General features: G+C 49.2%; 15 protein-coding genes. All 15 read left to right on the top strand.

The features are described 5' to 3' along the window. Positions 1-162: 162 nt before the first annotated feature. Positions 163-1,677 carry a 4Fe-4S dicluster domain-containing protein gene (locus tag ACGHCT_RS13865; protein WP_390436367.1) on the top strand — a complete coding sequence of 505 codons (1,515 nt, stop codon included), beginning with the start codon at positions 163-165 and terminating at the stop codon, positions 1,675-1,677. Positions 1,678-1,907: 230 nt separating this feature from the next. Further along, complete coding sequence (locus tag ACGHCT_RS13860; RefSeq protein WP_072853474.1) at positions 1,908-2,387, top strand: NAD(P)H-dependent oxidoreductase subunit E; 480 nt, start codon at positions 1,908-1,910, stop codon at positions 2,385-2,387. Further along, entirely contained in the window at positions 2,384-4,255 is a 1,872-nt protein-coding gene (locus ACGHCT_RS13855) for an NADH-ubiquinone oxidoreductase-F iron-sulfur binding region domain-containing protein (protein ID WP_072853476.1), read from the top strand. The genes ACGHCT_RS13860 and ACGHCT_RS13855 overlap by 4 nt, the downstream gene beginning before the upstream one ends. A gap of 11 nt (positions 4,256-4,266) precedes the next feature. Beyond that, positions 4,267-5,955 (top strand): [FeFe] hydrogenase, group A, encoded by a 1,689-nt coding sequence (locus tag ACGHCT_RS13850; protein WP_072853478.1) that lies wholly within the window; start codon positions 4,267-4,269, stop codon positions 5,953-5,955. A 324-nt stretch (positions 5,956-6,279) separates the two neighbouring features. Next, complete coding sequence (locus ACGHCT_RS13845; protein ID WP_072853480.1) at positions 6,280-8,112, top strand: NAD(P)-binding protein; 1,833 nt, start codon at positions 6,280-6,282, stop codon at positions 8,110-8,112. Next, on the top strand, positions 8,106-9,839 hold the full coding sequence (locus ACGHCT_RS13840; protein WP_072853482.1) for an NADH-dependent [FeFe] hydrogenase, group A6: 1,734 nt from the start codon (positions 8,106-8,108) through the stop codon (positions 9,837-9,839). Before ACGHCT_RS13845 ends, ACGHCT_RS13840 begins: the two co-directional genes overlap by 7 nt. A 92-nt stretch (positions 9,840-9,931) precedes the next feature. Continuing rightward, the gene (gene spoIVA, locus ACGHCT_RS13835) at positions 9,932-11,401 is read left to right on the top strand and encodes a stage IV sporulation protein A (protein ID WP_072853484.1); all 1,470 of its coding nucleotides are present in this window, start codon (positions 9,932-9,934) and stop codon (positions 11,399-11,401) included. 226 nt (positions 11,402-11,627) lie between these two features. Then, positions 11,628-13,937 (top strand): cell wall hydrolase, encoded by a 2,310-nt coding sequence (locus tag ACGHCT_RS13830; RefSeq protein ID WP_390436363.1) that lies wholly within the window; start codon positions 11,628-11,630, stop codon positions 13,935-13,937. Between the two features lie 206 nt (positions 13,938-14,143). Continuing rightward, the gene (gene cbiD, locus ACGHCT_RS13825) at positions 14,144-15,307 is read left to right on the top strand and encodes a cobalt-precorrin-5B (C(1))-methyltransferase CbiD (protein WP_390436361.1); all 1,164 of its coding nucleotides are present in this window, start codon (positions 14,144-14,146) and stop codon (positions 15,305-15,307) included. Between the two features lie 17 nt (positions 15,308-15,324). Further along, complete coding sequence (cobI, locus tag ACGHCT_RS13820) at positions 15,325-16,005, top strand: precorrin-2 C(20)-methyltransferase (RefSeq protein ID WP_072853490.1); 681 nt, start codon at positions 15,325-15,327, stop codon at positions 16,003-16,005. 18 nt (positions 16,006-16,023) lie between these two features. Then, positions 16,024-16,788 (top strand): precorrin-4 C(11)-methyltransferase, encoded by a 765-nt coding sequence (gene cobM, locus ACGHCT_RS13815; RefSeq protein WP_154259829.1) that lies wholly within the window; start codon positions 16,024-16,026, stop codon positions 16,786-16,788. 12 nt (positions 16,789-16,800) lie between these two features. After that, complete coding sequence (locus ACGHCT_RS13810) at positions 16,801-17,907, top strand: cobalt-precorrin 5A hydrolase (protein ID WP_390436359.1); 1,107 nt, start codon at positions 16,801-16,803, stop codon at positions 17,905-17,907. Then, entirely contained in the window at positions 17,900-18,631 is a 732-nt protein-coding gene (gene cobJ, locus ACGHCT_RS13805; protein WP_390436357.1) for a precorrin-3B C(17)-methyltransferase, read from the top strand. The genes ACGHCT_RS13810 and cobJ overlap by 8 nt, the downstream gene beginning before the upstream one ends. After that, a complete protein-coding gene (gene cobK / locus ACGHCT_RS13800) occupies positions 18,624-20,618 on the top strand; it encodes a precorrin-6A reductase (protein ID WP_390436355.1) in 1,995 nt (664 codons plus the stop codon). The genes cobJ and cobK overlap by 8 nt, the downstream gene beginning before the upstream one ends. Then, complete coding sequence (locus ACGHCT_RS13795) at positions 20,615-22,009, top strand: cobyrinate a,c-diamide synthase (RefSeq protein ID WP_390436353.1); 1,395 nt, start codon at positions 20,615-20,617, stop codon at positions 22,007-22,009. The genes cobK and ACGHCT_RS13795 overlap by 4 nt, the downstream gene beginning before the upstream one ends. Positions 22,010-22,029: the final 20 nt, after the last annotated feature.

The following is a 22,029-nucleotide window of genomic DNA, read 5'->3' as shown; positions in this document are numbered from 1 at the left end:
CCGAACAAACGTTTGCAAAAGCCGGATTGCATGTAATAAAGAACAAGCAGAGAGGTTGATTTTGCATACTTCCTATACTATAGTATAAGCGAATGATCGTATACCCGGGGGCCTTACGGCATTGTCCCCTGGCGAAAACAGCTGCATCAGAGGAGGACTATTATGAGAGGACTGGAAACACCTGTAACAAAGCTGAGAAGAAAAGTATTTACGGAGATTGCCAGGCTGGGATTTGAATCCAGCGCGGAGTCATTGAATGACGACATTGAGGCTATTCCCTATAAAATTGTGACGGAGAAACCCCAGTACCGGGAAAGTATTTACCGGGAGAGGGCGGTTGTCAGTGAGAGAATCCGGCTGGCTATGGGGATGGCACTGCGTCCGGAGAACCGATGGGTACATCTGACGCAGGGGATTGAAGAGAGCAATATAGATGAGAAATATTATGAGCCGCCGCTGATGCAGGTGATACCATCTGCCTGTGATGCCTGCGAGCCGAAAAAATATGAGGTCAGCAATATGTGCAGAGGCTGCATTGCTCACCCCTGTATGGAAGTGTGTCCCAAAGACGCCATAAGCAGAGTAAATCAGAAAGCGTTTATTGATCAGGAAAAGTGCATTAAATGCGGGAAATGCAAGGCAAAATGCCCCTATGATGCCATATCCAGAAAGGAACGCCCCTGTGCGCGTGCCTGTGGAGTGAATGCCATTGGCAGCGACGAGCAGGGGAGAGCCAGCATCCAGACAGACAAATGTGTCTCCTGCGGCATGTGCATGGTCAGCTGCCCCTTCGGGGCTATCTCAGACAAATCTCAGATTTACCAGCTGGCCAAAGCGTTAAGAGAGAATGAGGAGATCATTGCGGAGCTTGCGCCTGCGTTTATCGGACAGTTCGGTCCGGAGGTTACCCCGGGGATGCTGAAGCAGGCCTTAAAGGACCTGGGCTTCCAGGGCGTATACGAGGTGGCTGTGGGGGCTGATATAGGGGCTGCCAGCGAAGCCCACCACTATGCGGAAAAGGTATCGACAGGAGAACTCCCCTTCCTGCTGACGTCCTGCTGTCCGTCCTGGTCTGTTCTGGCAAAGAAATATTTTCCTGATATGATAGATAAAATTTCTCAGGAACTGACTCCAATGGTGGCTACTGCAAGAAGCATAAAGAAGGAACACCCCAATGCCAGAGTGGTATTTATAGGACCCTGCGCATCCAAAAAGCTGGAAGCCTCCAGAAAAGCGGTGAGAAGTGATGTAGATTTTGTGATCACCTTTGAGGAGCTGGCAGGTATGTTTCTGGCCAGGGATATTCAGGTGGAAGACTACCCGCGGGACATCTCCTCTTTGGAAGAGGGGGATGCAACGGGCGCCGGACGGGGATATGCAGTGGCCGGAGGTGTGGCACAGGCGATTGAAAAATGTCTGGAAGCTTATTATCCGGATGTTCAGGTGAATATTAAGCACGCGGAGGGACTGGCAGAGTGCAGAAAGATTCTGAACCTGGCCAAAGCGGGAAAACTTGACGGATGTCTGATTGAGGGCATGGGTTGCCCCGGCGGCTGTGTGGCAGGTGCGGGCACCAATATCCAGGTTGAAAAAGCGGCCAGGGAGGTAGAAGAATTTGTGAAAACTTCCTCCAGAGAGATACCGGCTAAAGATCTGTTTGAACTTGAGCTGAAATAGCATGAAAAAGAAAAGAGGACTGTACTGTCTCCATGGAGGCGGTGCAGTTTTTTTGGATAATCAGACAGGATAAATTGTTAATAAAAATTATCAAAATTCATTGTGAAAAAGACGGCAATAAGGTATAATACTTTTTAGGGCATGTGCAATTTATACATATTTTTCAGGGGTGCGGCAGCACATAGCTCTTTTATTATTGGGCAGAACACCAAATTTAAGGAGGAAAACAAATGCTAGATCAGTCTTATTACACCAAGACAGATGAGTTCATCGAACATTATGGACGAAAAGCCAGTTCGCTCATTCCCATTATGCAGGACATCCAGGGGGAATACCGGTACCTGCCAGGGGAATTACTTACTTACGTGGCAAAAGAGATTGGAGTGAAGGAAGCAAAGGCATACAGTGTAGCGACCTTCTATGAGAATTTTTCCTTTGAGCCGAAAGGCAAGTACATAATCAAAGTATGTGACGGAACTGCATGCCATGTCCGCAAATCCACACCTATTTTGGAAGCTTTGTTTAAAGAATTAGGATTAAGCCAGAAAAAGCACACCACAGATGATATGCTTTTTACTGTTGAAACAGTATCCTGTCTGGGTGCCTGCGGACTGGCTCCTACCTTGACCGTGAATGATGAAGTGCATCCTAATATGACTCCTGAAAAAGCGTTGGCTTTAGTGGAAGAACTGAGAGGTGAAGGCTTATGATTATCAATAGCAGAAAAGAATTGGAAAAGCAGAGAAAAGCTGCTTCTGAAGAGATCAAATCCTACAACTGCAGAATTTTAGTATGTGCCGGAACCGGATGTATTGCCACTGGTTCTCAGAAGATTTACGATGAGATGAAAAAGCTCTGCGCAGATCTGGAGGGTGTAACTGTTGAGATGGAAAAGGATGTTCCTCACATTGGCGTTGTAAAGACAGGATGTCAGGGCATTTGTGAGTTAGGTCCCCTGATCCGGATAGAACCCTATCACTACCAGTATGTGAAGGTACAGCTTGAGGACTGCCGGGAGATCTTTGAACGCACCGTGCTGAAGGGAGAACCGGTTGAGCGTTTGTTCTATCACAAGGGAGAAAAGGCTTTTGCGAAACCTAAGGATATCCCCTTTATCGCAAAACAGACAAGAGTTGTATTGGAGAACTGCGGAAATATAGACGCAGAATCTATAGATGAATATATTGCCTCCGGCGGTTTCAAAGCGCTGGCGAAGGCTATTTTTGATATGAAACCGGATGAGGTGGTGGAGGTTGTCGACCAGTCCGGTCTCCGCGGACGGGGCGGCGGCGGATTCCCTGCGGGCAGAAAGTGGAAACAGGTGGCCAGGCAGCCGGAAAAGGTACGCTACGTAGTCTGCAACGGCGATGAGGGAGACCCCGGAGCATTTATGGACGGAAGTGTAATGGAGGGCGATCCCTTCAAGATGATTGAGGGTATGATCATTGCGGCGTACGCGGTAAGCGCCCAGGAAGGCTACATATATGTTCGTGCGGAGTATCCTCTTTCTGTAGCCCGTCTGAAAATGGCGATCGCTCAGGCGGAGGAGTATCATCTGCTTGGAGATAAAATTATGGGAAGTGATTTCTCCTTCCATCTTCATATTAACCGGGGCGCCGGCGCCTTTGTATGCGGCGAGGGAAGTGCGCTGACGGCATCGATTGAAGGCAACAGGGGAATGCCCCGTGTGAAGCCTCCGAGAACTGTGGAGAAGGGACTGTGGGAAAAGCCTACCGTACTGAATAATGTGGAGACATTTGCCAATGTTCCGAACATTATCCTCAAAGGCGTCGAGTGGTTCCGCAGCATTGGTTCCGAGGGCAGCCCGGGAACCAAGACATTCTCTATTACAGGAGCCATTGAGAATACCGGATTGCTGGAAGTGCCCATGGGAACTACTCTTCGGGAGATTATCTACGATATCGGCGGCGGAATCAAAGGCGGCGGAGAATTCAAGGCGGTACAAATCGGCGGACCCTCCGGCGGATGTCTGATTACCCCTCACCTGGATGTGGGCCTGGACTTTGACTCTGTAAAGAAATACGATGCAATTGTAGGATCCGGCGGTCTTGTTGTTATGGATGAGCACACCTGTATGGTAGAGGTTGCCAGGTTCTTTATGAGCTTTACCCAGAGAGAATCCTGCGGCAAGTGTGTCCCCTGCCGTGAGGGAACTAAGCGAATGCTGGAGATTCTGGAACGGATTGTAAAGGGAGAAGGAAAACTGGAAGACCTGGATCAGCTGGAGGAACTGGCTGAGATGGTGCGGAGCATGGCTCTCTGCGGACTGGGCAAGAGTGCGCCTCTGCCGGTATTAAGTACTCTGCGTACCTTCCGTGACGAATACGTGGAACATATTGTGGAGAAGAAATGTGTATCCAAAACCTGTGAAGCTCTTCGCTCTTTTAAAATCAATCCTGAATTCTGCAAGGGATGCAGCAAGTGTGCGAAGAACTGTCCGGTTGGGGCAATTACAGGTAAGTTAAAGGAAGCGTATACCATCAACAACGATCTCTGTATTAAGTGTGGTGCCTGCAAGGATAACTGTGCATTTGATGCAGTATATATTGAAGCATAGGAGGATTTGACATGGGATATATGATGATTGACGGTAGAAAAGTGGAATTTACCGATGAAAGGAATGTTCTTTCTGTAATCAGGAAAGCGGGTATCTCCCTGCCAACCCTGTGCTACCATTCAGAAGTATCTACTTTTGGTGCCTGTCGCTTATGCACAGTAGAGGATGACCGGGGCAGAACCTTTGCCTCCTGTTCCGAAGAGCCAAGGGACGGAATGGTAATCTATACAAATACAGGAAAAATCAAGAAATATAGAAAGTTAATTGTAGAACTCCTGCTGGCAGCACACTGCAGAGACTGTACGACCTGTGTGAAGAGCGGGGAGTGTGTACTCCAGGAGCTGGCCCACAGAATGGGTGTTACCAACGTTCGGTTCGAGAATACCAGGGAGATTCGTCCTCTGGATACCAGTTCTCCATCCATCGTAAGAGATCCGAACAAATGTATTCTCTGCGGCGACTGTGTGAGAGCCTGTGAGGAGATTCAGGGAATCGGCGCTCTTGGATTTGCCTTCCGGGGCACAGAAGCTATGGTTATGCCGGCCTTTGACAAACCATTGGCCGAAACGGACTGTGTAAACTGCGGACAGTGCCGGGTATATTGTCCTACCGGTGCCATTTCCATTAAAACTCATATGGATGAGGTGTGGGATGCCCTGGCGGATAAGGATACAAGGGTAGTGGCCCAGATTGCTCCTGCGGTCAGAGTAGCAGTGGGGGATTCTTTCGGTCTTACAAAAGGCAGAAGCGTGATGGGCAAGATTGTCAATGTTCTCCACAGAATGGGATTTGATGAGGTATATGACACTGCCTTCAGTGCCGACCTTACCGTAATGGAGGAGTCAGAAGAATTTCTGGAGAGACTGGAGCAGAATGAGAATCTGCCGCTTCTTACCTCCTGCTGCCCGGCGTGGGTTAAGTTTGTACATGACCAGTATCCGGAATTTGTTGAAAATATATCAAGCTGCCGTTCCCCTCAGGGAATGTTCTCAGCTGTGATCAAAGAATATTACCGGAGTCCTAAAAATTCCGGCGGAAAGAAAACAATTGTAGTCTCTGTTATGCCATGTACAGCGAAGAAGATGGAGGCAATCCGTCCCAACAGCTTTACAAGAGGCAAACAGGATACAGATATCGTAATCACTACCACGGAATTAATCCGCATGATCCGCAATTCCGGCATTGAATTTGAGACGCTGGATCCAGAAGCCTGTGATATGCCGTTTGGCTTCAGCTCAGGCGGAGGTATGATTTTCGGCGTGACCGGAGGTGTGACAGAGGCGGTTCTGCGCCGTATGACAGAGGGACACAGCAAAGTAGAACTGGATGCCATCTCTGAATGCGGGGTAAGAGGCAGTGAGGGAATCAAAGAGGTTACATTGCCATACAATGATACTCAGCTTAATATCTGTATCGTCAGCGGGCTGGCCAATGCCAGAACGGTGATGGAACGGGTTAGGAATGGAGAGGCCAGCTATCATTTAATAGAAGTAATGGCCTGCCGCAGAGGCTGTATCATGGGAGGCGGACAGCCGCCAAGAGCCGGCGACCGCACAAAGGCTGCCAGAGAAAAAGGTCTGTATAATGCGGACAATGTAACAATTATAAAGAAATCAGACGAGAATCCTTTGATTGCTCCTCTGTATGATGGATTATTAAAAGGCAAAGTACATCAGTTATTACATAACCAAGAATCATAGACACCAGTGTAGACGAATAAAGATGGGGCTCGCCTGCTTCGGCTGGCCCTATTTTTATTACATAGGAAACTTTGTTCCCTATGTAATAAAAAACCCTCCGGGGGATCACACTGCGGCGGAAAGGAAGATGCTGTCTGCGACAGCCCGCCGCAGGCGGAGATTGCGCGAAAGCGCAATCTTTCTTATAATCTATATGTCAAAAAATTAACATTTTGGAAACAGCAGGCTGGTGATATGGGAAGTCACTGAGCAACTGTTTTAATAAAGGGAACTAGATTCCCAAAGCGTTAAAAAAAGCAGAAAGAGATTGGAAAGGAGGTACTCATGAGTAGACTGAGTATAATTACACAAAACAAAGCACAGACAACAGTAGAAGAACTCTACAAAGATCTGGAGCGAAGAATTGTAGCCAGTCCTCCGGGACTTTGTCCTGTCGATTTAGCGGTATCTTTTCTAAAGGTCTGTCACGCGCAAACCTGTGGAAAATGTGTTCCCTGCCGTGTAGGATTAGGACAGTTGCAATGTTTAATGGAGGATGTATTGGAGGGAAATGCCACCCTGGAAACCATCGATTTAATCGAAAAAACGGCCAGAGGCATTTATTACTCCGCTGACTGTGCCATCGGATACGAGGCAGCCAATATGGTGCTGAAAAGTATCAATGGTTTCAGAGAAGATTTTGAAGAGCACGTATTAAGGGGCAGGTGTACCTGCGAGCTGAATCAGCCGGTACCCTGTGTCGCACTGTGTCCCGCAGGCGTTGATATTCCCGGTTATGTTGCTCTGGTTGCAGAGGGAAGGTATGCAGATGCAGTTTCCCTGATCCGCAAAGACAATCCTATGCCCTCTGTATGTGCTCTGATCTGTGAACACCCCTGTGAGGCAAGATGCCGGCGCAATATGATTGACGACGCCATCAATATCCGGGGGCTCAAGAGATATGCGGTAGATCATGCAGGAGATGTTCCCCTTCCCGCACCTGCGCCTAAAACGGGCAAAAGAGTTGCCGTGATCGGCGGCGGACCCGGAGGCATCAGCGCTGCCTATTACCTGGCGCTGATGGGACATGAGGTTACAATCTTTGAACAGAGAAAGCAGCTGGGAGGCATGCTCCGGTATGGAATCCCCAATTACCGGCTGCCCAGAACTGTGCTGGACAAGGAGATCGAAACCCTGCTGTCCATCGGGGTGAAGGTCGAGACAGAGGTAACCATTGGTGAAAACCCCAATATTGTTGATATCCGCAACCAGTTCCATGCCGTTTACATAGCGATCGGCGCCCATATCGATAAAAAGATAGGGATTGAAGGAGAAGATGCGGACGGAGTAATCTCCGCGGTAGAGCTTCTGAGAAGCATTGGAGATAATGAGGTTCCAGACTTTACAGGAAAAGATATTGTAGTAATCGGCGGCGGCAATGTGGCAATGGACGTAGCCCGCTCGGCGGTGCGTCTGGGGGCTGACAGGGTTCGTATTGTATACAGGAGAAGAATTCCTGATATGACAGCTATGCCTGAGGAAGTACAGGGCGCCATTGCGGAGGGCTGTGAAGTGATGGAACTTATGGCCCCAACCCATATCGAGAAGGATGAGGACGGAAAGGTGGCTGCACTCTGGGCACAGCCTCAGATTATCGGTGAGGTAAGAGGCGGACGCCCCACGCCAAAAGCCGCAGATGCCCCGAAAGTGCGTCTGGAATGTGATACCGTTATGGTGGCTATAGGCCAGGGCATTGAGTCTAAATCCTTTGAGGCTTACGGAATACCTGTGAAGCGGGGTGTAATTGAGGCCCTCAGCTGGAGCGGAATCAAGGATATCCCCGGTGTCTTTGCCGGCGGAGACTGTGTCACCGGACCGGCAACCGTGATCCGGGCAATCGCAGCGGGCAAGGTAGCTGCCGCTAATATTGACGAGTATCTGGGCTACAACCACAAGATTACCACTGATGTGGAGATTCCGAAGATCCGTCTGGATGACAGACCCGCCTGCGGCCGGGTAAATATGAAGGAAAGGGATGCCGCGGAACGGAAGGATGATTTTGAACTTATCGAGTGCGGTATGACCCATGAGGAGGCCTGCCAGGAATCAAAGAGATGTCTTCGCTGCGATCACTTTGGATTCGGCGTGTTTAAAGGAGGGAGGATTGACAAATGGTAAAACTGACGATAGACCATCAGGTAGTAGAAGTGCCGGAAGGCACTACCATTCTTGACGCAGCAGCGTCTGCCGGCATTCCTGTCCCTACCCTTTGTTATCTGAAGGAAATTAATGAAATTGGTGCCTGCCGTGTCTGTGTGGTAGAAATAGAAGGAAAAGAAAAGCTGGTTACCTCCTGCAACAATGTTGTGGAAGAGGGGATGACCGTATATACAAACAGCCCCAAGGTAAGGGAGACAAGAAAGACAAATGTAAAATTGATTCTGTCCCAGCACGAAGGGAACTGCCCCACCTGTGTGAGAAGCGGAAACTGTAATCTTCAGAAAATATCCAATGACCTGGGAATTCTGGAAGTCCCCTATGAAACACAGCTTCCCCACAGCAAATCTACAAAAGATTTTCCGCTGTACCGCAATTATAAGAAATGTATTAAATGTATGCGCTGCATTCAGATCTGCGATAAGGTACAGGGGCTTGGCATCTGGGATCTGGCTAATACAGGTTCACGCACCACGGTAGATGTGTCGGGAAACCGAAAGCTGGAAGCTTCTGACTGTGCACTCTGCGGACAGTGTATCACCCACTGCCCGGTAGGGGCTTTGAGAGAACGGGATGACACAGATATCGTATTCGATGCGCTGGCTGACCCGGATAAAATAACGGTAGTACAGATTGCACCTGCTGTCCGTGCCGCCTGGGGTGAAAGTCTGGGGCTAAAACGGGAGTTTGCCACTGTGAAGCGCCTGGTATCCGCTCTGAGAAGGATGGGATTTGACTATATATTTGACACGAATTTTTCGGCTGACCTTACGATTATGGAGGAGGGCAGTGAATTTTTGAAACGTCTGGGAAATAAAGAGAAAGAAACATTCCCGATGTTTACTTCCTGCTGTCCCGGATGGGTGCGCTTTGCCAAATCCCAGTTCCCGGATATGGTAGATCAGCTGTCTTCTGCAAAGTCACCCCAGCAGATGTTCGGCGCAATGGCCAAGAGTTATTATGCAGATCTTTTAGGCGTAGATCCGGAAAAGATTTTTTCCGTATCCATTATGCCCTGCCTGGCCAAGAAGCATGAGTGTGCCCTGCCCAACATGAATGATGCGGGAGCCGGCCAGGACGTTGACGTTGTATTAACCACCAGAGAGGTAGACCGCCTTATCCGTGCGGAACATATCGTTGCGGCAAATCTGGAGGAGGAAGAGTTTGACATGCCTCTGGGCGTGGGATCCGGTGCGGGCGTAATCTTTGGAGCTACCGGAGGGGTTATGGAGGCTGCTCTTAGGAGCGCTTACTATCTTGTGACAAAGACGAATCCCGATCCGGATGCCTTTAAAGAAGTGAGAGGAATGGACGGCTGGAAGGAAGCCACCTTTGATTTGGCCGGAACCCCCCTTAAGGTTGCCGTGGCCAGCGGTCTGGGCAATACCAGAAAGCTGCTCCGCGCCCTGCAGAAAGGCAAAGTACAGTATGATTTTGTGGAAATCATGGCGTGTCCCGGCGGCTGCTCAGGCGGAGGCGGACAGCCGATTAAAGACGGAGAAGAACTGGCAGGCGTCCGTGCCGATAATCTCTACGGCCTGGATAAGGTCAGTGATCTGAGATTTTCCCACGAGAATCCATCGGTTCAGAAGTGCTATGAGTGCTATCTGCAGAGACCTTTGTCACACCGCTCCCATGAGCTGCTGCACACGGATCACCATGCCTGGAAGATGCCCGGAGAGCAGTAAGATTACACGGCGTGTGATTTGCTTTAAAATAGTGTCATAGAAAGGATACCCCCCTGCATATACTGTATCAGTATAACAAGGGGGTATTTTGAATGGATACATATAATGTGTATAAAGATATACAAGCCCGCACAAAAGGGGAAATCTACATCGGCGTAGTAGGCCCGGTACGCACCGGGAAATCTACCTTCATCCGCCGCTTCATGGAGCTGGTTGCCCTGCCGAATATGCCGGAGGACCAGCAGGCAGAAGTTAGAGATCAGCTGCCTTTGAGCGGTTCCGGAAAGCTGATTACCACTGTAGAGCCGAAATTTATTCCCAAGGAGGCAACAGAGGTTACACTGAGTGATGATGTGAAAGCAAAGATACGGCTGATAGACTGTGTGGGCTATATGGTGCCGGAAGCCACCGGGAATATGGAAGAGGAAAAGGAACGCATGGTCAAAACACCCTGGTTCAGTTATGAGATCCCCTTTCACCAGGCGGCAGAAGTAGGGACACAAAAGGTAATTCAGGAACACTCCAGCATAGGTCTTGTGGTTACCTGCGACGGCTCCTTCGGTGAAATTCCCAGAAATAATTACATAGACAGTGAAGAGAAGACAATCCAGGAGTTAAAAAAGCAGGGGAAGCCGTTTTTGGTGCTTGTAAACTCGCAAAAACCATATAAAGAAGAAACCGTGCAGCTGGTACAGTCTCTGCAGAAGAAATACAACGCATCGGTGATTAGTGTCAACTGCGAACAATTAAGAAAAGATGATATCGTGCGGATTCTGGAAAAGGTTCTCTATGAATTTCCGGTAGTTCAGCTGGAATTCTACATACCTAAATGGGTGGAGATGCTGCCTCCCAGCCACTATCTGAAGTCTGACCTGATTGCTAATATTAAAGAGCTGCTGGGGAAGGTGAAGTATGTCAGAGATATCTCAAAGGATAATCTCCAGATGTCTTCTTCCTACATTAATAAAGCTGTTATTGATCAGGTAGATCTTGCCACAGGCAAGGTAAAGGTACATCTGGAAATGGATGAAAAATACTATTACGAGATATTGAGTGAAATGACAGGGGTAGATATCTCTGACGAATACCAGCTGATTCACACCATGAAAGAGCTTTCCAGAATGCATGAAGAGTACATTAAGGTCCAGGATGCCCTTTCCTCTGTTAGGGGTAAAGGATACGGGGTGGTAACTCCGGATCGCAGTGAAATTGTTCTGGAAGAACCGGTTGTCATTAAGCAGGGCAATAAATACGGAGTTAAAATAAAGTCCTCTAGTCCGTCCATTCATATGATAAAAGCAAACATCGAGACGGAGATTGCCCCTATTGTGGGAAGCGAGGAGCAGGCAAAAGATCTGATTGCGTATATCAAAGCCGGGGAACAGCGCCAGGAAAGCATCTGGCAGACAAATATCTTTGGTAAATCCATTGAGCAGCTGGTAGAAGACGGAATCCATACAAAGCTCGTACAGATCAGCGACGAAAGTCAGGTGAAGCTCCAGGATACCATGCAGAAAATTGTAAATGACAGCAAAGGCGGCATGGTTTGTATTATAATCTGACCAGATACCGGCAAGTCCTGTCTGCCGGCGCTGAATTGTAATTTCAGAAACGTGGATGGCTGTATGCAAGGCATAATTTATGTGCTGCATACAGCCATCTTTTTTCGCGCTTTTGGGACACTGCCCCCAGTTCCTTCCGATTGACTTTTACCGAATAAAATTATATAATGGATAAGTCTAAGCAGCATGATCGGACAAAGAATGACATAAGAAAAAGGGGTACAGCATGAAACGAGACTTGAAAGTACAGGCCTTACTATATCTGCTGACCTTCAGTATGTGCGCACCTGTCACTGCCCGGGGGGAGCAGCTGGAGGCAGGACAATTTGCGGATATTCTGGAGAATGCAGAACCGGCAGAAGCAGAAACAGACCCGTCCGGAGAAGAGATTCCTGCGGAAGAAAATCCTACGGAAGAAGTACAGACAGAGACTGGAGACATGCGGACAGCCAGTGAAGGATGGGTGAGTCAGGAAACTTCCGCACAGGGTACAAAGTGGTGGTACCGGTATGCGGATGGCACATATCCGGCAGACGGACTCTATGAAATCGGAACAAAGACCTATTATTTTGATGCAGACGGGTGGATGAAAACAGGCTGGGTTCTCCTGGAGGACAGGTGGTATTACTTTCTTTCGGACGGAGCCATGGCTGTGAGCCAGTGGGCAGGAAATTATTATCTTCTGGAAGATGGAACTATGGCTGTGAACCAGTGGGTTGGAAGCTGGTTTGTAGGAGATGACGGAGCCTGGATTCGCGATTACGGTAAGGGAAAGTGGATCCTTCAGTCCGGCAAATGGTGGTTCAGGGAATATGACGGAAGCTATCCCAAATCAGCTTTTAAGGAAATCGACGGAAACATCTATTATTTTGATACAGATGGCTGGATGATGACCGGATGGGTGTACATAGAACAGAAATGGTATTATTTTAATTCCTCAGGCGTTATGCTCACAGGGTGGCAGAAGCTGGGGAACGTATGGTATTACCTGGAGCCGGACGGGACTATGGCCACAGGCTGGAAAAAGCTGGGGAGCCAATGGTATTATCTGAACAGCAGCGGTTCTATGGCCACGGGCTGGAAGCTGCTGGGAAACCAGTGGTATTATTTTCATTCCTCCGGAGTTATGGCTGCCGGCTGGACGCTTGTGGGGAAGCAGTGGTTCTATCTGAATGCGGATGGTGTGATGCAGACCGGGAAGCTGGTGCAGGGAAATCACACGTATATTCTGAGCAGCAGCGGCGCTCTGGTCACGGGATGGTACCTGGAAAAGGGTGCGTGGTACTACTATGACAGCAATGGATTTATGGTCAAAGGCTGGCAGCAGGTGGGGAATACCTGGTACTATCTCAGAGAAGACGGGACTATGGCCACTGACTGGCTGCAGCTTGGGAAAACCTGGTATTACCTGGACAGCAGCGGAGCTATGGCGGTCGGCTGGACCTATGTACGGGGCAAATGGTATTACATGGACCGTTCCGGGGCTATGACTACCGGCTGGCAGAAGCTTGGGAATACCTGGTATTACCTGAATGCCAGCGGGTCTATGGCTACGGGCTGGAATTTTATAGGGAATAAATGGTATTATTTGAACGGAAACGGGTCCATGGCTGTCGGCTGGACCTATGTAAAGGGCAAATGGTACTATATGGACCGTTCCGGGGCTATGGTTACGGGATGGATTCAGCTTGGGAAAACCTGGTATTATCTGAACGGAAGCGGAGCCATGGTTTCCGGATGGAATATCATCGGCAGTCATTGGTATTTCTTTAACGGAAACGGAGCCATGCTTACAGGCTGGCAGAAAATAGGCGGCATCTGGTATTACATGGATGGAAGCGGGGCAATGGCCGCCGGACGCTGGGTAGGCAACTACTATCTGAGGGATAACGGAGCCATGGCGGTAAACTGTATTCTCACGATCGGAGGGGTCAAATACAGCTTTGACGCTGCCGGTATCGGCAGCAAAGTAGTGGAATCCGGCGGATATATTGAGATAAGAGATTCTAACGGAAAGATTTATAAGGTAGAGGCCAGCTATGCCACAGATCCTCAGGTCTCCGACGAGGATTTCCTCACAGCGATTGCATACGCGGAGGCCGGAGACCAGGGAATCTCCGGAATGTCGGCGGTTGTTATGGTGATTTTAAACCGTATGAACAGCAGTGCTTTTCCCAATGACCTGCGGACGGTTGTCTATCAGAGAAAGCAGTTCGAACCTGCCAGAACAGGGGTTCTTACAAAATATCTGAAGAATCTGAACTCTATTCCCAATCCCTATCTGTCGAATACCAGAACAGCGGTGCGAAACGCAATGTCGACGTACAAGCTGTATAAAGAAGGGAAAGGCAAGCGCCTGATTAACGGGGTTACACTTCCCTCAGGGAAAACAGAATTTGACTATTTATATTTTATGACCCCAAAGGCATTTGAAAACCTGGGACTTGATGAGAAAAAATGTGATGTATTGTATTTATCCCCGTCTTCAGATAAATACAAAGGGCATATTTTCTTTAATAAATGGGTAGAAAAATAAGAAAACTGAATGCAGGATAGCAGAGGAAGCAGGTGGAAGTCCTGCGCAAGTCCGTTACTGTGAAAGCCAGATACTAGGCTATCCTGACACACAAAAAATGCCTGCGGCAACCGGGCTTTTGTGGGACGGGTAGGAGTTCGTTGCCATTTTGCGGCGGACTCTTTTTTCTTTTTTGAACGGACCGCTGCGGTCAAAAGGAGTTGTGTATGGAACATAAAAATGGTTTGGAAGACTTCTATATCGTGAAGAATAACAAGAAAATGCGGTATGGTTATACGACAGGGTCCTGTGCCGCCGCTGCGGCAAAGGGGGCGGCCAGGATGCTTTTGTCTCAGGAACAGGTGGAGGAAGCGGATCTGATGACGCCAAAAGGAATCCTTCTGCATCTGCTTCTTATGGATATCCGCTGGAATAAAGAAAAGGCAGAATGCTGCGTGCAGAAGTATGCGGGGGATGATCCTGATGCCACAGACGGGATGCATATTTATGCAACTGTGGAAAAACGCAGAGAACCCGGGGTTGTCATTGACGGGGGCATCGGTGTGGGAAGGATTACCAGGAAAGGGCTGGAACAGCCCGTGGGAGCTGCCGCCATTAACCGGGTGCCCAGGCGTATGATTGCCAGGGAAGTGGAACAGGTGATAGAGGAAGAAAACTACGAGGGCGGCCTGAAGGTGACGATCTGGACACCGGAAGGAGAGAAGATTGGAAAACGGACGTTTAACCCAAGACTTGGAATCCAGGGAGGGATCTCCATCTTAGGCACTTCAGGAATTGTGGAACCAATGAGTGAGGCGGCGCTGATTAAAAGCATAGAGATTGAGATGCGCATGCGGGTTGAAAACGGGGGAAGGTATCTTCTGGTGACTCCCGGCAATTACGGCGCCGCCTACCTGAAGGAACATATGGAACTGGACTTCTCCCAGAATATCAAGTGCAGCAATTATGTTGGGGAAACCATTGATATGGCTATTGGCATGGAAGCAAAGGGAATTCTTTTTATTTCTCATATCGGCAAATTTATTAAAGTGGCAGCCGGCATAATGAATACCCATTCCCGGTCTGCGGACGGAAGGGCCGAGATCATGGCGGCAAATGCGGTACGGGCGGGCGCTTCCCTTGAGATGGCAAAAGAGTTATTGCAGACAGGAACTACAGACGAAGCCCTTGGGATTCTGCAGAGGGAAGGCCTTGTGGAAAAGACCATGGAGGAGGTTCTGGAGAGAGTGGAATACTACTTGAATCACAGAGCTTACGGACAGCTGGAGACAGGGGCAATTCTGTTTTCTAACACATATGGGTATCTGGGAAGTACATCCCGTGTTCCGGATTTGCTGGATAAACTGAGAGAACAACAAAATATTACATAGACAAAGGAGATATTATGATGCAAGGAAAGCTTTATGGAATTGGGGTTGGACCGGGAGACCCGGAGCTGCTTACTTTAAAAGCGCTGCGGCTGGTGAAAGAGTGTGATGTGATAGCGGTACCGGGTACGGCGGCGGAGGAAAGTGTGGCCTACCAGATTGTGAAGGGGGCCTGGCCAGAGATCGCTCTAAAAGAGCTGCTTCCCGTACCTATGCCCATGACAAAGGATCCCAGGCAGCTGGAGGAAAATCATGAAAACGGTGCCAGAAGCATTGAAGCGATTCTGCAGGAAGGAAAGCAGGTTGCCTTTTTGACCCTGGGAGATCCCACCGTGTATTCCACCTATCTCTATGTGCACAAGAAGATTCAAAGCTGGGGCTATGAGGTAGAGATTGTCAGCGGAATCACCTCCTTTTGCGCCGTTGCTGCCAGAATGAATATGGGGCTGGTGGAAAAGGCAGAACCCCTCCATGTGATACCTGCCTCTTATCAGATTGAAGAAGCGCTGAAGCTTCCGGGCACGAAGGTACTTATGAAGGCCGGGAAAAAGCTGGGAGAGGTCAAGGAGCAGCTTCTGTCCATGGGAGCACAGGGAGTGATGATAGAAAACTGCGGGATGGAAAATGAAAAAATATACCATACCATTGAAGAGATTCCTGAGAATGCAGGATATTATTCCCTGACTATTATTAAAGAATAAACATACAAAGGAGAAGATATGATACATTTTGTTGGAGCGGGCTCTGGTGCCCCGGATTTGATTACTGTAAGAGGAAAGAAATATTTAGAGGAAGCGGATGTAATTATCTATGCCGGTTCGCTGGTAAATCCACAGCTGCTGGAGTATGCCAAAGAAGGATGCAGGGTATACAACAGTGCCAGGATGACTCTGGAAGAGGTCCTGGATGTGATGCGCAGCGGGGAAAAAGAAGGAAAAACCACTGTGCGCCTGCACACAGGAGATCCCTGTCTCTATGGCGCCATCCGGGAGCAGATGGATGTGCTGGATGAGGAGAATATTGCATATGACTCCTGCCCGGGAGTGAGTTCCTTCTGCGGGGCAGCCTCTGCCCTGAATCTGGAGTATACGCTGCCGGATGTGTCTCAGAGCGTCATCATCACCAGGATGGCGGGAAGGACGCCTGTACCTCCAAAAGAGAGCATTGAGTCATTTGCCGCCCACCAGGCAACTATGGTCGTATTTCTAAGCACCGGGATGTTAAAGGAACTGAGCGCCCGTCTGATTGAGGGCGGGTATACCGAGGATACGCCTGCGGCCATTGTGTACAAGGCGACCTGGGAAGATGAAAAGGCCTTTGTATGTACCGTGGGAACGCTGGATAAGACAGCAAAAGAAAATCATATTACGAAAACAGCTTTAATGATTATCGGCGATGCGGTAGCCCATAATCACTATGAGCGTTCCAAATTATATGATCCGGGATTCACCACTGAATTCCGTCAGGGTACAGATACCAAATAAGCGGAGGAAAATATGAAGATAGCAGTTATCAGCTTCAGCCGGTCCGGCTATGCTCTGGGGGAAGCTCTCCACGCAGGACTTATAAAGGAAGGGCATGAAGTAACCACCTACACAAAAAGTAAGTATACAAAGATGGTTTTAGATGAATCCCAGCTGGATATTGACGCGAAGACAATACGCAATGTAAAGCAGTTTGCCAAACCAGTGGATGAATCCATCGGTGCATGGACCAGTCTGCGGTTTCAGAATTCTGATGCCCTGATCTTTATCGGGGCCTGCGGGATAGCAGTAAGAGCCATTGCGCCTTATGTCAAGGATAAGAAAAAGGATCCCGCTGTGGTTGTGGTGGACGAGCAGGGAAATTATGCCATCTCACTCCTGTCAGGGCATATCGGCGGCGCCAATGCGCTTACGCTGGATGTGAGCAGAATCACAGGCGCAAAACCTGTGATCACGACAGCAACTGATATCAATGAGAAGTTTGCGGTGGATGTATTTGCAAAGAGGAATGGCTTTTATATTTCTGACATGGGGCTGGCCAAGGATGTATCGGCGGCACTGGTAGCAGGAAAGGAAGTTGGATTTTACAGTGATTTTCCCTGGATTGGGGAACTGCCGGAAGGCCTTAAGATAGCCCATGAAGATGAGGAGCGGCCGGAGCTTGGGATTGCGATTACCAGCAGTTACCTGGAGCATCCGTTTGTACATACTCTGTACTTGGTTCCCAGGGTCATTACCCTGGGGCTTGGCTGCAGAAAAGACACTGTAAAAGAGGAGATACAAAATGCAGTGCGAAAGGCCTGTGATGAGCAGCTGATTCCAACCGTTGCCATGGAGCAGGTGGTCAGCATTGACCTGAAAAAAGATGAGCCGGGGATCCTGGAGTACTGCCGGGAGAGAAACCTTCCCTTTATCACATACACCAAAGAGGAATTGGCTCAGGTAGAAGGAAAATTTACCAAATCTGAATTCGTAGAATCCATTACAGGGCTGGACAATGTCTGTGAGAGAAGTGCGGTGAAGGGAAGCGAAGACGGAAGACTGATAGTAAGAAAACATGCAGAAAATGGGGTAACGGTTGCGTTAGCCATGAAGAAATGGAGTGTGGAATTTGAATAAATTATATGTAGTGGGCATTGGGCCCGGCGAGTATGAGCAGATGACCATTAAGGCAGCCAATGCCCTGAAAGAAAGCGATGTAATCATAGGATATACCGTATATGTGGATCTGGTAAAAGAACATTTTCCAGGAAAAGAGTTTATGACAACACCAATGAAAAAAGAGGTAGACCGCTGTGTGATGGCGTTCGAGGAAGCAAAAAAAGGAAAAACGGTCTCCATGATCTGCAGCGGAGATGCCGGGGTATACGGTATGTCGGGTCTTATGTATGAAGTGGGAGTCAGCTATCCTGAGGTAGAGCTGTCTGTGATTCCGGGAGTGACGGCTGCCACAGGGGGAGGGGCTGTGCTGGGCGCTCCCCTGATTCACGACTTCTGCCTCATTAGCTTAAGTGATCTTCTTACACCGTGGGAAAAGATTGAGGGAAGACTGCTGGGAGCTTCCAAAGCTGATTTTGTGATCTGCCTGTACAATCCCTCCAGCAAAAAGCGCTGCGATTACCTGGCCAAGGCATGTGACCTTATGATGCAGTATAAATCAGAGGATACCGTGTGCGGCATTGTGGGAAATATCGGGAGAGACGGAGAAGCTTTTAAGGTTATGACATTAAAAGAACTGAGGGATACGCCTGTTGATATGTTTACAACGGTTTTCATCGGCAATTCCCAGACAAAAGCGATTAACGGAAAAATGGTAACGCCCAGAGGATACCGGAATGTGTGACGTTCTTATTTTTGGAGGGACAACAGAAGGAAGAAAAATTGCAGAATATGTCAGCCGGCACCATATCTCGGGGTATGTGTGCGTGGCCACAGAGTATGGTGAGAGTCTTCTGCCTCAAAATGAGTATGTCAGGGTTTCCCATGAGCGTCTGAAGGAAGAGCAGATGTGCGGGCTTATAAAAAAGGAATCTCCCAGATTTGTGATCGATGCCACGCATCCATACGCTGCTGAGGTGACGCGCAATATTAAGAGCGCCTGCCAAAAGGCTGAGGTGCCCTACGTTCGTCTGCTCAGAGAGAGCGCCGGCCCGGAAGACGCCACAGCTGTAGAGCATGCAGTCTATGTGGACTCGATTGAGGAGGCCGTGGACTATCTGGAGCATACAAAGGGGGGGATCCTGGTCACCACAGGCAGCAAGGAAATCAGTAAATTCACCCGTCTTTCGGATTACAGAGAAAGGGTCTATGCCAGGGTTCTCTCTCTTCCCAAAGTAACTGCGGCCTGTGCAGAGATGGGATTTGAGGGAAAGCATCTGATCTGTATGCAGGGACCGTTTTCCAGGGAACTCAATGAGGCAATGATACGGCAGCTGGACTGCAGGTATCTGGTCACCAAAGAATCCGGGAGTACCGGAGGGTTTTTAGAAAAGTGCGAGGCGGCAAAAGCCTGCGGCTGTGAGCTGGTAATCGTCGGCAGGCCTCTTCAGGAAAAGGGCCTGTCCCTTCTGGAGTGCAAAAGATATCTTGCAGGTGAATTCGGTCTGTCGGGAAAGACAGAGGTCGCCCTGGTAGGCATCGGCATGGGGGATGAGAATACCATGACTGTGGGAGGCAGAGAAGCGTGCAGGAAGGCTGAGGTAATCATAGGAGCCGGACGTATGGCAAAAGCAGCGGCACAGCCGGGACAGGACGTTTATTGTGAATACGACGCCAAAAGGATTCGGGAGTACCTGAGAGAACACCCGGAATATGAGCGCGCCGCGGTTGTCCTGTCAGGAGATGTGGGGTTTTACAGCGGCTGCAGAAGGCTTCTGGAAGAGCTGAAAGAATTCCAGGTAGAACTGTACTGCGGAATCTCCAGTCTGGTATATTTTATGTCCAGAATCCAAAAGCCGTGGGAGGATGTTAAGATTGCAAGTGCCCACGGCAGAGCGTATAACCTCATACAGGGAATTCGAAGCAATTCCCGCTTTTTTGCTATCCTGGGCACCGGAGACGGGGTATCCCGCCTGGCTGAAAAATTAATGGAATATCATATGGAAGATGTTTCTATTTACCTGGGAGAAATGCTGTCCTATCCGGAGGAAAAGATACAGAAAGGAAAGCCGGCTGATTTCCTGGGATACCAGGGGAATCCGCTGAGTGTAATATACATAGAAAATCCCGGGGCCAAAGAGCTTCCGGTGACACATGGAATCAGTGACGGGGCATTTGTCAGGGGGAAGGTTCCCATGACAAAAGAAGAGGTGCGCAGTATTTCACTGTCCAAGCTGCGTCTGAAAAAGGACGCTGTCTGTTATGACGTAGGCGCCGGGACAGGCTCCGTCTCTATTGAAATGGCGCTTATGGCCCGGGAGGGCAGAGTCTATGCCGTGGAGAAGAAGCCGGAGGCCGCAGCACTTTTGGAAGAAAATAAGAAAGTGTTTGGGGCGGATAATCTTACAGTAATCCCCGGTCTGGCGCCGGAGGCTTTGGAGGATCTGGAACCCCCCACACATGCATTTATCGGAGGCTCTTCCGGAAATATGAAAGAGATCCTGCAGCTTCTTCTGAATAAGAACCCCGAAATCCGGATCGTAGTGAACTGCATCGCTCTGGAAACCGTAGCAGAGACAGTAAACTGTATGAAGGAACTGCCGGTGACTGATGTCGATATCGTATCTGTATCCATCAGCAAATCCAAGACGGTGGGACGATATCATATGATGATGGGAGAAAACCCTATTACTATTATCTCCTGTACAGGAAAAGAGGTGGACGAAGGATGAAAATCCCCAGATTTCTTATAGCGGCAGGAGCAAGCGGCAGCGGGAAAACCCTCCTGACCTGCGGGATTCTGAAGGCATTAAAGAACCGTGGACTGCAGGTGGCATCTTTTAAGTGCGGTCCTGATTATATTGATCCCATGTTTCACAGCAAGGTGATACGGGCCAAATCCCGGAATCTGGATACGTTCTTTACGCCTCCTGAGATTGTCAGACATCTCCTGGAAATAAACTGCATGCAACAGGATATTGCTGTGATGGAAGGGGTTATGGGGTATTATGACGGAATCGGAGGCACCACATCACAGGCCAGCGCGTATGAACTTGCCGCTGTTACCAAAACCCCGGTGGTGTTTGTTGTAAACTGTAAGGGAATGAGCGTATCCATACTTCCTTATATTCAGGGCTTTCTCGAATTTAAAGAAAACAGCGGTATCCGCGGCATTATTTTGAATCAGATGTCCTCCATGCTGTATCCCAGGGTGAAGGAATTGATTGAGGAGACGCTTCCGGTGAAAGTACTGGGCTATGTGCCCAATGTGAAAGAGTGTGCCATTGAAAGCCGCCACCTTGGACTGGTTCTGCCGGATGAGGTGGAACAGCTCCAGGAAAAGCTGGGGCAGCTGGCAGAAATTCTAGAAAAAACAATTGATATGGAAGCACTGCTTGCGCTGGCAGAGACAGCGGAAGATATCTCTGCTTCCAGTCCGGAGGCTTTCTCCCCGGACTATGGATTTACCCTGGACAGGCCTGTTAAAATTGGTGTTGCAAGAGATGAGGCCTTTTGCTTTATCTATGAGGATAATCTGCGTCTTCTGAAAAAGATGGGAGCGGAGCTTGTTTATTTCTCCCCCCTGCAAGACAGCAGGCTACCGGAAGGGATTCAGGGACTTCTCTTATACGGGGGCTATCCGGAACTCTACGCTGAAGCTTTGGCGGCCAACACAGGGATGCTGGAGAGTATCCGCCGGGAGTTTGGAAACGGGATTCCCGTGATCGCGGAGTGCGGCGGATTTATGTATCTTCATGAAACTATGGAGGATATGGAGGGATGTGCCCACCGCATGACGGGTATCATTCCGGGGCGTGCATACCGTACGCCGCAATTAAACCGTTTCGGCTATATCTACGTATCTTCCGGGGGAGGAACCGTATTTGGGGAGCCCTTGGAGCAGATTCCGGCCCATGAATTTCACTATTTCGACTCCACTGCCTGCGGGGGAGATTTTCTGGCCAGAAAGCCTGTGGGACGCAGGAGCTGGAACTGTATGTATGGAAGAGAACATATGCTGGCAGGCTTTCCGCATCTGTACTATTACGGCAAGCCTCAGATTGCGAAGGCTTTTTTGCAGGAGTGCAGCCGCTATGCACCGCAAAGCCAGTCAAACGTCTAACAATGGGAAAGAAGGAAAAG

Source organism: Lactonifactor longoviformis, assembly GCF_042848515.1.
GTDB classification, from domain to species: Bacteria; Bacillota; Clostridia; order Lachnospirales; family Lachnospiraceae; genus Lactonifactor; species Lactonifactor longoviformis.
Note: the sequence above shows the minus strand (reverse complement) of the source record. Positions and strands in the feature narration are given on the sequence as shown.

Bases quoted from the DNA above. Each gene is read 5' to 3' on its own strand.
- ACGHCT_RS13865 (WP_390436367.1), top strand. From the start codon at position 163: ATGAGAGGACTGGAAACACCTGTAACAAAGCTGAGAAGAAAAGTATTT.
- ACGHCT_RS13860 (WP_072853474.1), top strand. From the start codon at position 1,908: ATGCTAGATCAGTCTTATTACACCAAGACAGATGAGTTCATCGAACAT.
- ACGHCT_RS13855 (WP_072853476.1), top strand. From the start codon at position 2,384: ATGATTATCAATAGCAGAAAAGAATTGGAAAAGCAGAGAAAAGCTGCT.
- ACGHCT_RS13850 (WP_072853478.1), top strand. From the start codon at position 4,267: ATGGGATATATGATGATTGACGGTAGAAAAGTGGAATTTACCGATGAA.
- ACGHCT_RS13845 (WP_072853480.1), top strand. From the start codon at position 6,280: ATGAGTAGACTGAGTATAATTACACAAAACAAAGCACAGACAACAGTA.
- ACGHCT_RS13840 (WP_072853482.1), top strand. From the start codon at position 8,106: ATGGTAAAACTGACGATAGACCATCAGGTAGTAGAAGTGCCGGAAGGC.
- spoIVA (WP_072853484.1), top strand. From the start codon at position 9,932: ATGGATACATATAATGTGTATAAAGATATACAAGCCCGCACAAAAGGG.
- ACGHCT_RS13830 (WP_390436363.1), top strand. From the start codon at position 11,628: ATGAAACGAGACTTGAAAGTACAGGCCTTACTATATCTGCTGACCTTC.
- cbiD (WP_390436361.1), top strand. From the start codon at position 14,144: ATGGAACATAAAAATGGTTTGGAAGACTTCTATATCGTGAAGAATAAC.
- cobI (WP_072853490.1), top strand. From the start codon at position 15,325: ATGCAAGGAAAGCTTTATGGAATTGGGGTTGGACCGGGAGACCCGGAG.
- cobM (WP_154259829.1), top strand. From the start codon at position 16,024: ATGATACATTTTGTTGGAGCGGGCTCTGGTGCCCCGGATTTGATTACT.
- ACGHCT_RS13810 (WP_390436359.1), top strand. From the start codon at position 16,801: ATGAAGATAGCAGTTATCAGCTTCAGCCGGTCCGGCTATGCTCTGGGG.
- cobK (WP_390436355.1), top strand. From the start codon at position 18,624: ATGTGTGACGTTCTTATTTTTGGAGGGACAACAGAAGGAAGAAAAATT.
- ACGHCT_RS13795 (WP_390436353.1), top strand. From the start codon at position 20,615: ATGAAAATCCCCAGATTTCTTATAGCGGCAGGAGCAAGCGGCAGCGGG.